This window comes from Desulfosediminicola flagellatus (assembly GCF_005116655.2).
Classification (GTDB): domain Bacteria; phylum Desulfobacterota; class Desulfobulbia; order Desulfobulbales; family Desulfocapsaceae; genus Desulfopila; species Desulfopila flagellata.
In genome coordinates this window covers 4,380,001-4,393,484 of sequence record NZ_CP050698.1, presented here as the reverse complement: position 1 = coordinate 4,393,484, position 13,484 = coordinate 4,380,001, and the positions used below count along the sequence as shown (strand labels likewise).

11 protein-coding genes (1 of these 11 running past the window's edge) are annotated in these 13,484 nt (G+C 43.8%); 7 read left to right on the top strand and 4 right to left on the bottom strand.

All coding sequences use genetic code 11. From position 1 onward, the window contains the following. Positions 1–36 precede the first annotated feature (36 nt). Together FCL46_RS18110 and FCL46_RS18105 are read left to right on the top strand one after the other, a co-directional pair. Positions 37–864, top strand: coding sequence for a transporter substrate-binding domain-containing protein (locus tag FCL46_RS18110; RefSeq protein ID WP_136810387.1), 828 nt, complete (start codon positions 37–39; stop codon positions 862–864). Between the two features lie 77 nt (positions 865–941). Continuing rightward, positions 942–2,717 carry an amino acid ABC transporter permease gene (locus FCL46_RS18105; RefSeq protein ID WP_136810388.1) on the top strand — a complete coding sequence of 592 codons (1,776 nt, stop codon included), beginning with the start codon at positions 942–944 and terminating at the stop codon, positions 2,715–2,717. 85 nt (positions 2,718–2,802) lie between these two features. Here FCL46_RS18105 and FCL46_RS18100 read toward each other — a convergent pair whose 3' ends face one another. Continuing rightward, positions 2,803–4,068 (bottom strand): diguanylate cyclase, encoded by a 1,266-nt coding sequence (locus FCL46_RS18100; protein WP_136810389.1) that lies wholly within the window; start codon positions 4,066–4,068, stop codon positions 2,803–2,805. A 278-nt stretch (positions 4,069–4,346) separates the two neighbouring features. On the opposite strand from FCL46_RS18100, the gene FCL46_RS18095 reads away from it, so the two are divergent. From FCL46_RS18095 to FCL46_RS18080, 4 genes are read left to right on the top strand one after another with little or no spacing between them, the layout of a single operon-like run. Beyond that, complete coding sequence (locus FCL46_RS18095; protein WP_136810390.1) at positions 4,347–5,273, top strand: metal ABC transporter solute-binding protein, Zn/Mn family; 927 nt, start codon at positions 4,347–4,349, stop codon at positions 5,271–5,273. A gap of 9 nt (positions 5,274–5,282) precedes the next feature. Further along, entirely contained in the window at positions 5,283–5,783 is a 501-nt protein-coding gene (locus FCL46_RS18090; RefSeq protein WP_136810391.1) for a hypothetical protein, read from the top strand. Beyond that, complete coding sequence (locus FCL46_RS18085; RefSeq protein WP_136810392.1) at positions 5,773–6,540, top strand: metal ABC transporter ATP-binding protein; 768 nt, start codon at positions 5,773–5,775, stop codon at positions 6,538–6,540. The genes FCL46_RS18090 and FCL46_RS18085 overlap by 11 nt, the downstream gene beginning before the upstream one ends. Beyond that, positions 6,540–7,799, top strand: a complete 1,260-nt coding sequence (locus tag FCL46_RS18080) for a metal ABC transporter permease (RefSeq protein WP_136810393.1) — start codon at positions 6,540–6,542, stop codon at positions 7,797–7,799. Before FCL46_RS18085 ends, FCL46_RS18080 begins: the two co-directional genes overlap by 1 nt. Positions 7,800–8,349: 550 nt before the next feature. Here FCL46_RS18080 and FCL46_RS18075 read toward each other — a convergent pair. The 3 genes from FCL46_RS18075 to FCL46_RS18065 form a co-directional block, all read right to left on the bottom strand. Further along, complete coding sequence (locus tag FCL46_RS18075; protein WP_153307151.1) at positions 8,350–8,526, bottom strand: hypothetical protein; 177 nt, start codon at positions 8,524–8,526, stop codon at positions 8,350–8,352. Positions 8,527–8,799: 273 nt separating this feature from the next. Then, positions 8,800–9,828: a cytochrome d ubiquinol oxidase subunit II gene (cydB, locus tag FCL46_RS18070; protein WP_136810394.1), complete on the bottom strand. Its 1,029-nt coding sequence runs from the start codon at positions 9,826–9,828 to the stop codon at positions 8,800–8,802. Next, complete coding sequence (locus FCL46_RS18065; RefSeq protein WP_136810395.1) at positions 9,825–11,384, bottom strand: cytochrome ubiquinol oxidase subunit I; 1,560 nt, start codon at positions 11,382–11,384, stop codon at positions 9,825–9,827. Before FCL46_RS18065 ends, cydB begins: the two co-directional genes overlap by 4 nt. A 1,214-nt stretch (positions 11,385–12,598) precedes the next feature. On the opposite strand from FCL46_RS18065, the gene FCL46_RS18060 reads away from it, so the two are divergent. Further along, positions 12,599–13,484, top strand: partial view of a two-component system sensor histidine kinase NtrB gene (locus FCL46_RS18060; protein WP_136810396.1) — the 5' portion only. 677 nt of this gene lie beyond the right edge of the window; the window shows 886 of its 1,563 coding nt (coding positions 1–886); the start codon lies at positions 12,599–12,601; its stop codon lies off the right edge, out of view.

Below are 13,484 nucleotides of genomic sequence, written 5' to 3'. Positions count from 1 at the left end.
CAGGATTCGCAAAACATCATATCAAGAGGAGAGTATATGAAGGTATTTAAAGTAAGCGCAATTGCGGCAGCATTCTGTATGGCTTCCGCAACTATGGCAATTGCAGGACCAACCTATGACCGTGTTATGACAGACAAGGTTGTTAAAGCTGGTATTACCAACAAAGGTAAGCCTTTCGGTTTCATCAATGCTGAGAACGAATGGGTTGGTTTTGATATGGACGTGGCAAAAGAGATTGCCAAGCGTCTTGGTGCCAAGTTTGAGCCGGTTGTTGTTAACAACAAAACCCGTATCTCTTTTGTACAGACCAATCCACCTAAGGTTGATATGGTTCTGTCCAACATGACCCACAAGCGCGTACGTGATGAGAAAATCGATTTTTCTATCACCTATTTCTTTGATGGTCAGAAGTTTCTTGCGAAGACTGGTGTTATTAAAGAGTCTAAAGATCTCGCAGGTAAGAAAATTGGTTCTATGCAGGGAACCACTTCTATCGTAAACGCTAAAGCATATCTCGAGAAGCTGGGTGATGCTGAGCCTAAAGTAACTGGTTACCAGAACGAAGTTGAGATGTTCGAAGCACTCCGTTCAGGTCGTGTTCAGGCGATCTCCACTGACTCTACCTTGCTCATCGCTCTTGCAGCTAAAGAGCCTGGAACATATGAGCTTGTTGGTGAGTTCATTTCTGATGAGCCGTATGGTATTGGTATGCCTCAGGACGATTCTGCATGGCGTGACATTATCAACTTCACCGTTCAGGATATGTGGAAAGACGGCACCTACATGGAGATTTACAACAAGTGGTTCGGACCTGATACAGAGACTCCGTTCCCGATGACCGAAAAAATCGAAATGTGGCCTTAATTCTTTATAGGCACTGATACTTTTCTTTTACTTATCCCGGGGTCAACGCTCCGGGATTTGTGCGTTATTGGATAACAATGCTGAATCATTATTTTAATAAGACCTGGGTACAGAATCTGGTCCTGGCCTCAATGCTTGGGCTGATCACCTATTATTTCAGTTTCATCTTCCACTTTGACTACAAGTTTAACTGGAGTGTTCTCTATTCGGAAACCGAATACGGCAACATGGGGAAGATGCTGCTGCAGGGCTTGAATCTCACTGTAAGTATTTCGGTATATTCGGCAATACTTGCCTTAAGTCTAGGAACCTTGTTCGGGCTCGCACGACTTTCGACCTTTAAACCTGTATACGGTTTTGCCACGGCGTATGTGGAATTTTTCAGGAATACACCGCTACTTGTACAGCTGTTTTTCTGGAACTTTGCTCTGCCTGCCGGTTTGCCTGAAGAACTGAAAATGAAGCTTTTTGAGCTGGATTTCGAGTTCTGGGTAGCGACCCTCGGGCTTGGTATTTATACCAGTTCCTTTATGGCCGAGATTATCCGTGCAGGTATTCAGTCTGTACCGAAAGGCTTACTTGAGGCGTCCTATTCTTCAGGTCTCACCTTTAATCAGTCGCTTCGTAAAGTCATCTTACCGTTAGCTTTCAGAGAGATTATCCCACCGCTTGGCAGTGAGTTTTTGAACAATATGAAAAACTCTTCGCTTGCTATGACTGTGGGTGTAGCTGAGGTGTGCTGGTCGGCTCAGGAAGTTGAAGCGCTTACCTATTCCGGTTTTGAGGCGACTGCCGCTGCAACCGCTATTTACCTGACTCTGTCGCTGATTATCGCCGGTTTTTTGAATCTGGTGAATGCGAGATTGAAGATCATTGGTAATGACGGTATCACCATGACACGCCGTGTTGCTGATATTGTCTTTTTCCCGTTTCTGAAGATATCCGGGATGCTTTCAGATATCTTCTGGCATTTGGGCAAAGCACCGGTAGATTCGCGTACTCTCTCGCCTTCTGCTGCCGCCTGGCTGAAGGTGCGCACCAATCTCTGGTCTGCTGCGACTCTTGCATCAAAGACTGTTTTTGTTCTTTTTCTGGTTGGCCTGGGTTATCAGGTGTTTAAAGGGCTTTCGTCCTTTAACTATCAGATTATATGGGATAATCTGTTTGCATTGCTTGTCTGGAGATTCCCTAAAGGTGGATCGTCAGAAGTGTTTATGGGGCTTGGCGGCCTTTCGATGTCAATTGTTATGGCGACAATCTGTATCTCGGTGAGTTTTTTCATTGGTATGATTGTAGGGATTGGTCGCACGTCGAAAAATCGCGCGATTAACATCCCGTGCCTGTTCTATATTGAGCTTATCCGCGGTAACCCGCTGATCATGGTAATCTTCTGGGTCTATTTCTTTGTACCCCCGATGCTGAAAATACAGCTTGATGTGTTCTGGTCAGCAACACTTGCAATGACAGTTTTCTTCGGTGCGTATATTGCCGAGATTGTTCGTGGAGGTATTGAAAACATTCCTCCTGGACAGGTTGAAGCAGCTAAGTCCACAGGGCTCAGTTACTATCAGACCATGCGAAGAATTATCCTGCCGCAGGCACTCAAGCAGATGTTACCTGCGCTTGTCGGTCTCTTTATTGCGGCATTCAAGGATACCTCGCTTGCGTATATTATCGGCGTTATGGAACTGACAACAGCGGCATACTCTATTAACAATCGCCTGATGCTGTACCCATTTGAGATCTACACCACCATTGCTGTATTGTATTTCATCTGTTGTTATATGATGAGTCTGTATGCACGAAGGCTTGAGAGAAAACTCAGTCCGGAAAGTGTTCGACTGGCAATGTAGAGATTGCTGAATATTGCGAAGATAAAAAGCGGGCAGGGGATTTTCCCTCGGCCCGCTTTTGTTTTTTTACGACTGTGTCATATTTTCAGGATGCTGGATTTTGTGAAGACAGTGTCACCTGATTTCTTCCACCATCCTTTGATTCATAGAGTAGTTCATCGGCATTGGCAATCATCGCATCAAGAGAGTCCAGTTGCTGACAGCAGACACCGATACTTGCGGTAATTGAGAGAATTACTCCACCGCAGTTGATGGTCATGTCTTCTATCTCCTGACGTAAGGTCTCAAAAAGAGCAATGATCTTAATTCTGCTCATGCCTGTTATTAGCATGGCAAACTCCTCTCCACCCATTCTAGCGATAATATCTACGTCACTCGTGTATTTCTTTAATAGTTCACAAAAGGCAATCAGTGTTGTATCGCCAGCGTCGTGTCCGTATGTGTCATTTACCTTCTTGAAGTGATCAATGTCCAGCATAGCAACAGCTAGTGGTGTGTTCTTCTTTATTGCTGAAGCAAAGAGTTTTTGTCCAAGATCGAAAAAATACCGACGATTATGCAAGCCAGTCATGTAATCGCGAATTACCGCCTCGTTGAGCGCATTAATGTGTGAAATGTATTGAACATTCTGGTTTACCCGGCAGTTGAACTCCTCGACAGAAAACGGCTTGGAAATAAAATCAGAGGCACCGTGCTTCATGAACTTAGCTGAAAGGTTCGAATCGTCATGGGCCGAGATACCGATGACAGCAAGTTTATTTCGGCTATATTCGCGGCGTATAGCTTTGGTTAGCTCAAACCCGTCCATTTCCGGCATCATGTAATCTGTCAGAACGACTTTGATATCATCATTTTTCTTTAGTACCTCAAGTGCTTCGACACCATTTATTGCACTCAATACTTGATACTTTTGGCGTTCAAGAAGATTGGATATCATCATGATTGAGGTTTTCGAGTCATCAACAGCAAGTATTTTTGTATGCCGGTTCTCAAGAATGCGGGAGGCCAGACTGATAACGTAATCGATACTTGAAGGATCATCTTTTACGACATAATCGACCACCTTCTTGTTCAATATCATCTCTCGTATTTCATCACTGAAAAGACCGGTAAAAACGATGACAGGTATATGAAGATCAAGCACATAATCGACTACTTCTCCATTGGGAGCGTCTGGTAAATTAAGGTCGAGGATAGCGAGAAAATATCTGTTGGGTTCTGAAGAGGTGAGTTCTTTTGCTTCCTGCATCGATTCAGCAACATTTACCGAAAAGCCCTGCTGTTCTAGGCGATTTTTCATAATACGTGAAAACATTTTTGCATCTTCAACGATAAGGATTCGACCTTCCATGTTTCAGCCTGGTAAAGGTTCAATGCATAGTGTGAGAGGGAGTGAAGCATACGACTTGGAACCTGTCAGAGAATTGGCAAAAGGCTATTCTCGGACAGGTCCCTAACACGATTATAGACGTAAAGATATGATTGAGTCAAATGAGCCTGGTATCTATAAAACCTGCATATTTTCGAGGCGATACCTTTTCATTTGTAAATATCTGCTATACTCTTGAATGATAACCTTGAATTGCTGTGTTGAAATCTTGTTTGAAAATACCATTATAGGAGAGTCAGATGAGAAGAACCGTTTTGCTTTTGCTGGTGTGCTATATTGCTTTTACTGTAGCTGGATCTGCTATGGCAATGGCTGATAAGACTAGGATCAAGGTTGTTGCCTCAACAACACAGATAGCTGACTTTGCAAGACAGATAATGGGAGATACTGCTGAGGTTGTTTCTATTCTGGCACCGGGTGCCGACCCCCACACCTACCAACCGACACCTGATGATGTGCAAATTGTTTTACAGGCAGACATTTGTATCGAAAATGGAATCCATCTAGAGGGTAAAAGCTGGATGGCAACATTGGCCAAGGATGCAGAGAAACCACTTATTACAGCTACAACCGGTCTTCAACCACTCGAAATAGGCGATGACGATCAGAAGGTTCTTGATCCGCATGCCTGGTTTTCGCCCAAGAACGTTGCGCTCTATGTGAATAATATCACAAAAGCCATGGCCGGATATTACCCAGATTATAAAGCTGAATATCAAGCCCGGTCCAAGCTTTATCTTCAGCAATTACGTGTGCTTGATGCCTGGATACGTGAACAGGTGAATCGTATTCCGCCTCAGCGACGTATTCTCGTTACCACTCATGATGCGTTTAATTACTTTTGCAGGGAATATAAGTTTAACGCGAGCAACGATTTTTTAAGTATAGCTCCGGTAGGCTGGTCCACAGGTGCTGAGGTTGGGGCAGGTATTACACCGGAACGCAGGAAGATGGTTGTTAAATCCATTAAAGAATCCGGTTCTCCTGCAATTTTTGTTGAGACAACGATTAACCCTAAACAGATTAGGGAGATTGCTCAGGAAACAGGAGTTGCAATCGGTGGTGAACTGTATTCTGACTCGATGGGGCCGAAAGGGAGTGCTGGTGAAACATACATAGGCATGATGAGAGAGAACGTTCTTTTGATTGTCAATGCGCTCAAATAAGGGGACGCGATGAGATTTATTCTGACTATTCTGATCTGGGTGATCATTGTCGGTGGTCTTTGGTCCTACAGCAAAAAACGAATGGAAGCCGAGGCAAATATTGTTCGCAACGTTCCTGAGATTGCACTGGTTGAAGAACGCTATTCACTCAGAGTGACTCCGACGTTTTCAATAGAGCCGGATCCATTTGCGCTGCAGACCGATGATAGTGCTTCAGCAGGAATTGAACTGCGTCTGAACGGTACTGATATTCAGATTGAAAGCGACAGTATGCAACGAGGTAAAGCGTGGGTTCTGGAAAAAGTTGATGGTTTGGCTGTCGGCAATAACGAGATATATGTGCAGGCGAGTCCGCCAATAGCTGAAAGCGATCTGGAGCATGGTGTTCGGGTTCAGCTTGTGAAGGCAGGGGTTGCAACCGTTGACGATACGGTCTGGGGGCAGGGGGGGCTGGTATCTGGAACCATTCATTTCGAACTTGAGACAAAAGACGAAAAGCATGACCACTAAAGATAATAGACCAAATGCAATTGATGTGCGCCATCTCACCGTCAGCTACCATGCCCGTGCAGCGTTACTGGATGTGTCGGTATCTATTGAGCGGGATCAACTCGTAGGTGTTATTGGCCCGAACGGTGCTGGGAAATCGACGTTTATCAAGGCGGTGCTGGGTTTTGTAAAGCCGGATATCGGTACAGTTCAGATAAATGGTATGAATGTACAGAAAGTTAAAGGGCAGGTGGCCTATGTCCCCCAACGTGGCTCTGTTGACTGGGATTTTCCTATCACGGTGAAAGAAGTTGCCCTTATGGGGCGCTATCAGAAAATACCCTGGTACACAAGCCCTGGAAAAAAAGATAGGCAAGCGGCCATGGAAGCTTTGGATATGGTTCGGATGACCGAATTTGCCGATCGACAGATTGGTGAACTTTCCGGAGGGCAGCAACAACGTGTATTCCTTGCCAGAGCATTATCGCAGGGAAGCGAAATTCTCCTGCTTGATGAACCATTTGCCGGTGTTGACGCTGCGACAGAGCGGGCAATTCTCGAAGTTCTGGGAAGAGCAAAAGAATCAGGGAAAACTCTCGTTGTAGTTCATCATGACCTTGCGACCGCCGCAGAATATTTTGATAAACTGTTACTGATTAAACAGCGACTCTATGCGTATGGAACCCCGGAAATGGTTTTGCAGGAAGAGCTCCTTAGCAAAGTCTATGAAGGACGTCTGCGTATATTCAGTGATCTTGTAAAGAAGGGGGCAAGCTGATGTTTGAAGCCATTATCGCTCCACTGACAGAAACATATTTCCAGAAAGCCCTGATCGGCGGTTCTATCGTTGCTGTTGTCGCCGGTGTTGTCGGCTGCCTTGTTGTGCTTAAGCGCATGGCATTTTTAGGCGATGCGCTATCGCATGCAATGATTGCAGGAGTAGCCGGTGGTTACCTGGTAATGAAAATGCTCTTTGGCTATGAAGCCCATGCACCCGGAATGCTGCTTGGTTCGCTTATAGCAGCCATTACCACTGTGGCGCTCATCAGTTTTGTATCACGAGTGTCGCGGATTAAAGAGGATACTACCATCGGCATTATGTACACCGGTATCTTTGCTCTTGGTGTCGTGGCTGTATCGATATTTCGACACTACATCCATATTGACCTGATGCATTTTATTATGGGCGATATCCTTGGTGTGGCTGATAGTGATCTTTGGGTCAGTGCTTTTACAGCGGCCATTGTCTTGACTATCCTGATTCTCTTTTTCAGACATTTCCAGATTGCTACCTTTGATCCGGTAATGGCGGCTTCAATTGGCTTGCCGGTTTTGTTACTTGATTATGTGCTTACCACCTGTGTTTCACTGGTGGTGGTTAGTGCTGTGAGCATGGTTGGTGTAATTTTGGTGGTTGGGTTACTTATTACTCCTGCTGCCACTGCCTATCTGCTTTGCGACAGGCTTGACCGGATGATGATGCTTGCAGGCGTTTTTGGTGTAACAAGTGTTGTCGGGGGTCTTTATTTGTGTGTGTGGCTCGATTCCGCTGGTGGCGGGGCGATTATGCTTTTTTGTACTTTGCAGTTTTTAGTGGTTTTGGCTGTTGCCCCTAAGTACGGTTTAATGGCTCGGTGGCTTCGTTTAAAACGTCTTATCCCGCAACAGGTTGTAGAAGATATTCTGACAACTATTCTTAGAAATGACACTGTAACGCCGATTTCTATTATCCAGAAATATGTGGAACAAGAGCCGAAGAAACTCGCGAAAGCATTACAACGAATCGTCCATGATGGTTTTCTGATTGAATCCGAAGAGGGGTATCAACTTACAGAAGACGGAAGAAAAGAAGCCGACAAGGTACTGCGAGCTCATCGTCTATGGGAAGCGTATCTTGAACAGATAGGAACACCTGAAGATGAGTTGCATAAAACAGCCCATCAGCTTGAACATATCCGTGAAGGTGGCACTGTTGATTATCTTGATGAGAAACTTGGTAATCCGAGTACAGACCCCCATGGAAAGGTGATACCTTGAGATAGGGCTGGCTTCAAGTGGCCGATTGTTATTAATTGTTATACTTTTTTCAAAAAGCTTGAGAATAGAGCGTGTTTTTTGTCCAGGCTCAGGGTGAAAATTTCGTGTGTGGCATGGCGACGAAGGAAAATAGAATAACATAAATCGAATAAATCAGGATTGGGGATACGCACACATTCAAAGAATCGCTAGGAGTCTGTCGGATTATGCCCTTTTTCGCCATATCTGCGTTATTTTCTAAAAATCAATGCTCGCATTATCAACAATATGGCTCTGCTTGATTTTTTAAAAATGCCTTGATCTGTGAAAAAATAGCTATAACCCGGCAGACTCCTAGAGACTGACGAGAAAAGGGCTGCCGGAGAGGCAGCCCATTTTGTATATCTTATGAAAGGTCTAGGAGCCTGTCGGATTATACTCTTTTTCTCCATCTCGGCGTTATTTTCAAAAAATCAATACTCGCAATATCAACTATATGGCTGTGTTTGATTTTTCGTAAATGCCTTGATCTGTGGAAAAAATGCTATACCCCGACAGACTCCTAGCAGAATTATTTCTTTTTCTTGTCCTTTTTTTCTTTCTTCGAATCTTTTTTCTTACCTTTTTCGAGATCTTTCTTTTTGGCTTTTTTCAAATCCTTCTTCTTGTCCTTCTTCTTCTTTTCTTTCTTCAGATCTTTTTTCTTGCTGTCTTCCTTATCGCCCTTTTTCTTCTTGTCCTTAGCCATTACAGCCTCCAGTCATCGAATAATTTATGGCATTACGCCAAATTAAGTAGCAAAAAAAATGAGTAATATTCATATAATATTACTATTTTTAGCACGTCGTAAAAGAAGATGTCAAGGTGATGATATGTATAATGGTTATATAATATTGCCTTATGTGGGAATTTGCTGTAGCTCATGTTCGAAAATGCTATCTCATGATTGAGATATCCCAAAATGTTGCGAGAGTCGAAGAAAATGACATTACGCCTGGGCTGGTATTCTAGCCAGAGCCTTCTAATAGCTATGCTCACCTAATTGCACCTTCCCCCGAAACGTCCAGTAAATCAAGGCTGTATACGAAACAACCATAGGCATGCCTATAGCGACGATGATAAGGCCGATTTTTTGCGTGAGTGGGCTGGAGGCACCATTGAAAATAGTGATACTGTATTCCGGGTTATTGGTAGCCGGCAAAAGGTCCGGATAGAGCGCAGCACTAAAAAGAAAAACGAGTGCTGCTATAGTGCAGCAACTGCTTAAGAATGCATATAACGGACGGCGCTGATTTATTGCCCGGGGGATATTAGCTATTGCTGCAACGTTGAGAAGGGGCACGAGCCACAGAATTGGATAATCACCAAAGTGTTGTAATGATGCAGGAACAAAGAGTGTAGACCAGCCTGAAACCAGGATGAAAAGTCCGAGATATACATAATACGTAAGTTTCATCCAGCCAAAGAGGCGGTCCTGCAACTCACTTTCTGTTTTCATATAGAGATATATTGAACCGTGCATTGCTAGAAGAGAAACTGTAAATACACCGACACAGAGGCTAAAACCATTGAGCATATCAAGCATTGTTCCTTGATAATCACCGAGGGCGGATACTTCTAATCCCTGCATAAGGGCACCGACTGCAATGCCAAATAGTAAGGCTGCTAAGGTTGAGCCGATAAAAAACGTAATATCCCAGAATGACCGCCAGGCGGGGTGGATGCGTTTTGAGCGAAATTCAAGTGAGACAGCGCGAAAGATGAGAGCGAAAAGCAGGAAAACGAAAGGTAGATAAAACGCACTGAAAATAGAAGCATAACCATTTGGAAACATGGCAAAGAGTGCTCCTCCGAAAGTGACAAGCCATACCTCATTTCCATCCCAGAGGGGGCCTATGCTATTCATAACAAGACGGCGTTCTTCGTCAGTTTTTGCAACGAAGGGGTGGAGTATTCCCACGCCCAGATCAAAACCATCCAATATTGCGTAACCGATAAGAAGGACATTGAGCAGTATAAACCAGATAATAGAGAGTATTTCCGGACTCATATTGCACCTCCACGAGAATTGTGTTCTTCGCTGAGTTTCGCATGCTGTCGATCAATTGTCGATTGTCGAAAGCCATGCTCTTCCTTTCCACTCTCAGAGAGTGGTTTGGGACCTTGACGTATTTTTCTGTCGAGTACCAATATCCAGACGGCAGCTAAAGAAAGGTAAAGAAGCATAAATAATATAAGCGATGTTTTTGCTTCTGATACACTGACAGCAACACTTATGGAATCGCTGGTTCGCAACCCCTCCTTTTCATCGTATTGATATAAACCATCTTCGGCAGTTTTAAGATCTGAACCGTCTTCATTCCAGACAATGGGCGGATGAACAGTCCACGGCTGGCGACCGACTTCCGCTGCAATCCAACCGGATTGATTGGCGATCATTACAAAGCCGATGGCAAAAACAAAAGTCCAGAGTAACCAGCGCTTTTCATCTAGCTGATTACGAACCCTGAAATAGAGGCCGAGTCCGCAGATGGCGATCATTAAGCCGCCAAGGCCGACCATTGAACGCCAGGAAAGGTATGGAATTACAAGTGGTGGCTGATCTTCATCTTTAAACCGATCCAACCCTACTACCTGTTTGCTGAAGGTGAGGTCATCAAAGACCATAAAGCTCAGTCCACCAGGGATATACAACCCGAAATCAATACGTTCTTCTTTGGCGTTTGGCCAGCCGATAAGGTTAAGATCTCCCCGTCCGGTTTCGAAATGCCCCTCAAAGGCTGCAAGTTTTGCCGGCTGATATTTGTAGACATTCTGTGCTTGTGTATGGCCGTTAATGCCAAGCCCTAGAGAGGCGGCCAACCCAAAAAGAAGGGCACCGTTAAAAGAGTGACGGGCAAATTCTTTATGTGTGTTAGTGAGCAGGTAATATGCGGATATTGAGAGCACGAAGAATGCACCGACAGCACAGCAACCCAGCAATACATGGCTAAGACGCTGAACAGTGCTCGGGTTGAAAACCAAATCGAGAAAGTTGACGATTTCGGCTCGTCGCTGGACTACCCCGTCGACAACCCATGGGACCATGCCGGTGGTACCGTCTGCAAGCGTACCTGAACGCAGAATATCAACAATATGATGACCGGCAGGAGTCTGTTGCCAGCTATTTGCGACCACGATCCAGACAGAAGAAAACACTGAACCAATAGCCACCATATACACACTGAAGAGATACAAACCTGCGCTGACGCGTTCTCGGCCAAAAGCAACTACTGCTAAAAAACCTGATTCGAGAAAGAATGCAAAAATACCCTCTGCAGCAAGAGCACTACCGAAAACATCACCGACAAAACGGGAGTACGTCGCCCAATTAGTTCCAAACTGAAATTCCATGACAATGCCAGTCGATACCCCAATGGCGAAGTTCAGAACGAAAATTTTGGTCCAGAACTGGCAGGCAACTGCAAATATAGGTTTTTTCGTAAAATAATGGCGGGTCTGGAGGTAAGCAAGAATGATCCCAAGTCCGATGGTCAGGGGAGGGAAGATGTAGTGAAACATAATGGTGAAAGCAAATTGCAATCGTGACAAGAGAACAACGTCCATAACGATTCCTCCAAAGTGGTATATCAGTTACGAAAAATATGAAACGCTGAAATTGCTTATGAATTGTAAGTAGTATATCCTATCTGATTGTAGGTGCATGTGTAAAGGTTTCCGTATTACCAATAAAAATCTGATTAGGTATGTATATTCAGATATATAGTTAGTTTTCATCCCGAAACGCGGGATTTTCTTCTAAATCAAGGTGCTTGATAAATTTTACCACAGCCATATGCATGATATTGAAAGGATAAGATTTTGAGAGTAACGAAGAGTTGGGTGTAACGCACTGTTTTCGGATGAGAACTAGTTAGGGACTGTTGCTGAAACGTCGTAGTATATCGGTTGTATTGTTGACGCGTAAGTTCTCCCTACAATCTCAAATACAGACATACTACTTGCAGTAATAAAGTATTCTCTAGAGCAGTTTTTCGGTAATCACTTGCTTAGGGGAAAATTATAGTCAACGCTACTTAGGCTTCACATGACCTGAAATCGAGGTGATGAAGAAGGGTAGTGGTAGATAAGAAAGGAAGGGTCGGCGCTGACCCTTCCTTTAAGAAGAAACAGGGGGGGATATGGCCTTATGTATTCCCTTATTCTTCAATTCTGAATGTAATATGGAGCTGTGGTTGTTTTTGTGATCTCGTTGTCGGACATATCTGAAGACAAATACTGTAGATAGATATTAACTCACTATTATTACGTTTTTATTACAGTTACTATGCATGTCTTCAAATGATTATCCCTCCAATAGCTGGTTGAATAGTTCCTGTGGTGCCGATACCTGTTGTCTATGTGGCTAAGAATATGATGATTTTACAGAAGAGGAATGTACGTAAATGCGACAGTGTATTGTCAGTGGAATAGATATTTATGTTGAGTTTCTCAGTTGCGATTATCAAATTTTGTTCAAATCGGTGTTGTTTGTTTCGAAGATAGATTTGATTTTTCAGATGCCATTTTGTTAGCTTTAAAGAGTAGGAAAAATCAACGAGATGTCTGGCTGCTCTCTGATTTTTTTAACTATCTGTTATCGTTAGTAAATTGACATTCCGAGGAGATTTGTCTCTTAGGTTTGAGCTATGTGATTGTGGTGAAGATTTGAACAATACCTTGATTGGAATCGAAAAATTGATCAATCCGGCAGGCTCCTATACGTAACTCAAAAAGTAGAAGGGAGAGTCTCGTCTGTTAATAATTTGGCAGGTATTTCAATGATACCTGAAAAAAATATGTCATCAGAAGAATCATCTCAGAAATATTCTACGTTTCAGATCGGTCTTGCACTTCTACAACCTGATGGTTGTGTTAGCTGGTGTGATTCTCAGATGACCAAGATTGTTTCGGCTGATATCAATGGACTTTATTGGGGGCAGCTTGGGCAAGATATCTGGCAGTTGCAGAATAGTGTGATTGCAGAACAGCTATTTTCTGAATTGGTTTCAAATTTATCGCAACCAATCTTTATCGATATCCGGTTGAAAAACGGGAACGATGGGCAAAAACAATTTCAGCTCGTGCTGGAACCTGTTTTAAATTCGGAAAATGGCAATCTTGATAGGATGGTTATGTCCTTATACCCGAGGATAGCAATTAACACAGGCTTGGGAGGAAAAGAAAAATCACTAGTAGCCAATCACGAGAATTCACTAAAAATTTCTGGAGATAATGAGACGGATCTGTTGCTGCAAGCTGTTAAGCAGTCAAACGACAGCGTGATGATAACCGATCGTGATGGTCTGCTTGTCTATGTGAACCCGCAGTTTTGCAAGACAACAGGCTATAGCAGGGATGAGGCTATAGGCAGAAACTCGAATATCCTCAAGAGCGGTGCTCATAATAGCGAATTCTATCAGGAAATATGGACTGCAATACTCGCAGGTAAAGTCTGGCATGGCCAGTTTACCAATCGAAAGAAAGATGGAATGTTATTTCGAGAAGAAGCTACGATCAGCCCACTGGTAAATAATGCGGGTGAAGTGACCAATTTTTTTGCAACTAAACGGGATGTAACACGAGAAGATACTTTAGAACGTCAGTTGCAACAGGCCATGAAAATGGAGGCTATCGGCACACTTGCAGGAGGCATCGCGCATGACT

Excerpts from the sequence above, each read along its gene's own strand:
- FCL46_RS18095 (WP_136810390.1), top strand. The coding sequence starts at position 4,347 with ATGAGAAGAACCGTTTTGCTTTTGCTGGTGTGCTATATTGCTTTTACT.
- FCL46_RS18075 (WP_153307151.1), bottom strand. The coding sequence starts at position 8,526 with ATGGCTAAGGACAAGAAGAAAAAGGGCGATAAGGAAGACAGCAAGAAA.
- FCL46_RS18090 (WP_136810391.1), top strand. The coding sequence starts at position 5,283 with ATGAGATTTATTCTGACTATTCTGATCTGGGTGATCATTGTCGGTGGT.
- FCL46_RS18080 (WP_136810393.1), top strand. The coding sequence starts at position 6,540 with ATGTTTGAAGCCATTATCGCTCCACTGACAGAAACATATTTCCAGAAA.
- FCL46_RS18100 (WP_136810389.1), bottom strand. The coding sequence starts at position 4,068 with ATGGAAGGTCGAATCCTTATCGTTGAAGATGCAAAAATGTTTTCACGT.
- FCL46_RS18065 (WP_136810395.1), bottom strand. The coding sequence starts at position 11,384 with ATGGACGTTGTTCTCTTGTCACGATTGCAATTTGCTTTCACCATTATG.
- FCL46_RS18105 (WP_136810388.1), top strand. The coding sequence starts at position 942 with ATGCTGAATCATTATTTTAATAAGACCTGGGTACAGAATCTGGTCCTG.
- cydB (WP_136810394.1), bottom strand. The coding sequence starts at position 9,828 with ATGAGTCCGGAAATACTCTCTATTATCTGGTTTATACTGCTCAATGTC.
- FCL46_RS18085 (WP_136810392.1), top strand. The coding sequence starts at position 5,773 with ATGACCACTAAAGATAATAGACCAAATGCAATTGATGTGCGCCATCTC.
- FCL46_RS18110 (WP_136810387.1), top strand. The coding sequence starts at position 37 with ATGAAGGTATTTAAAGTAAGCGCAATTGCGGCAGCATTCTGTATGGCT.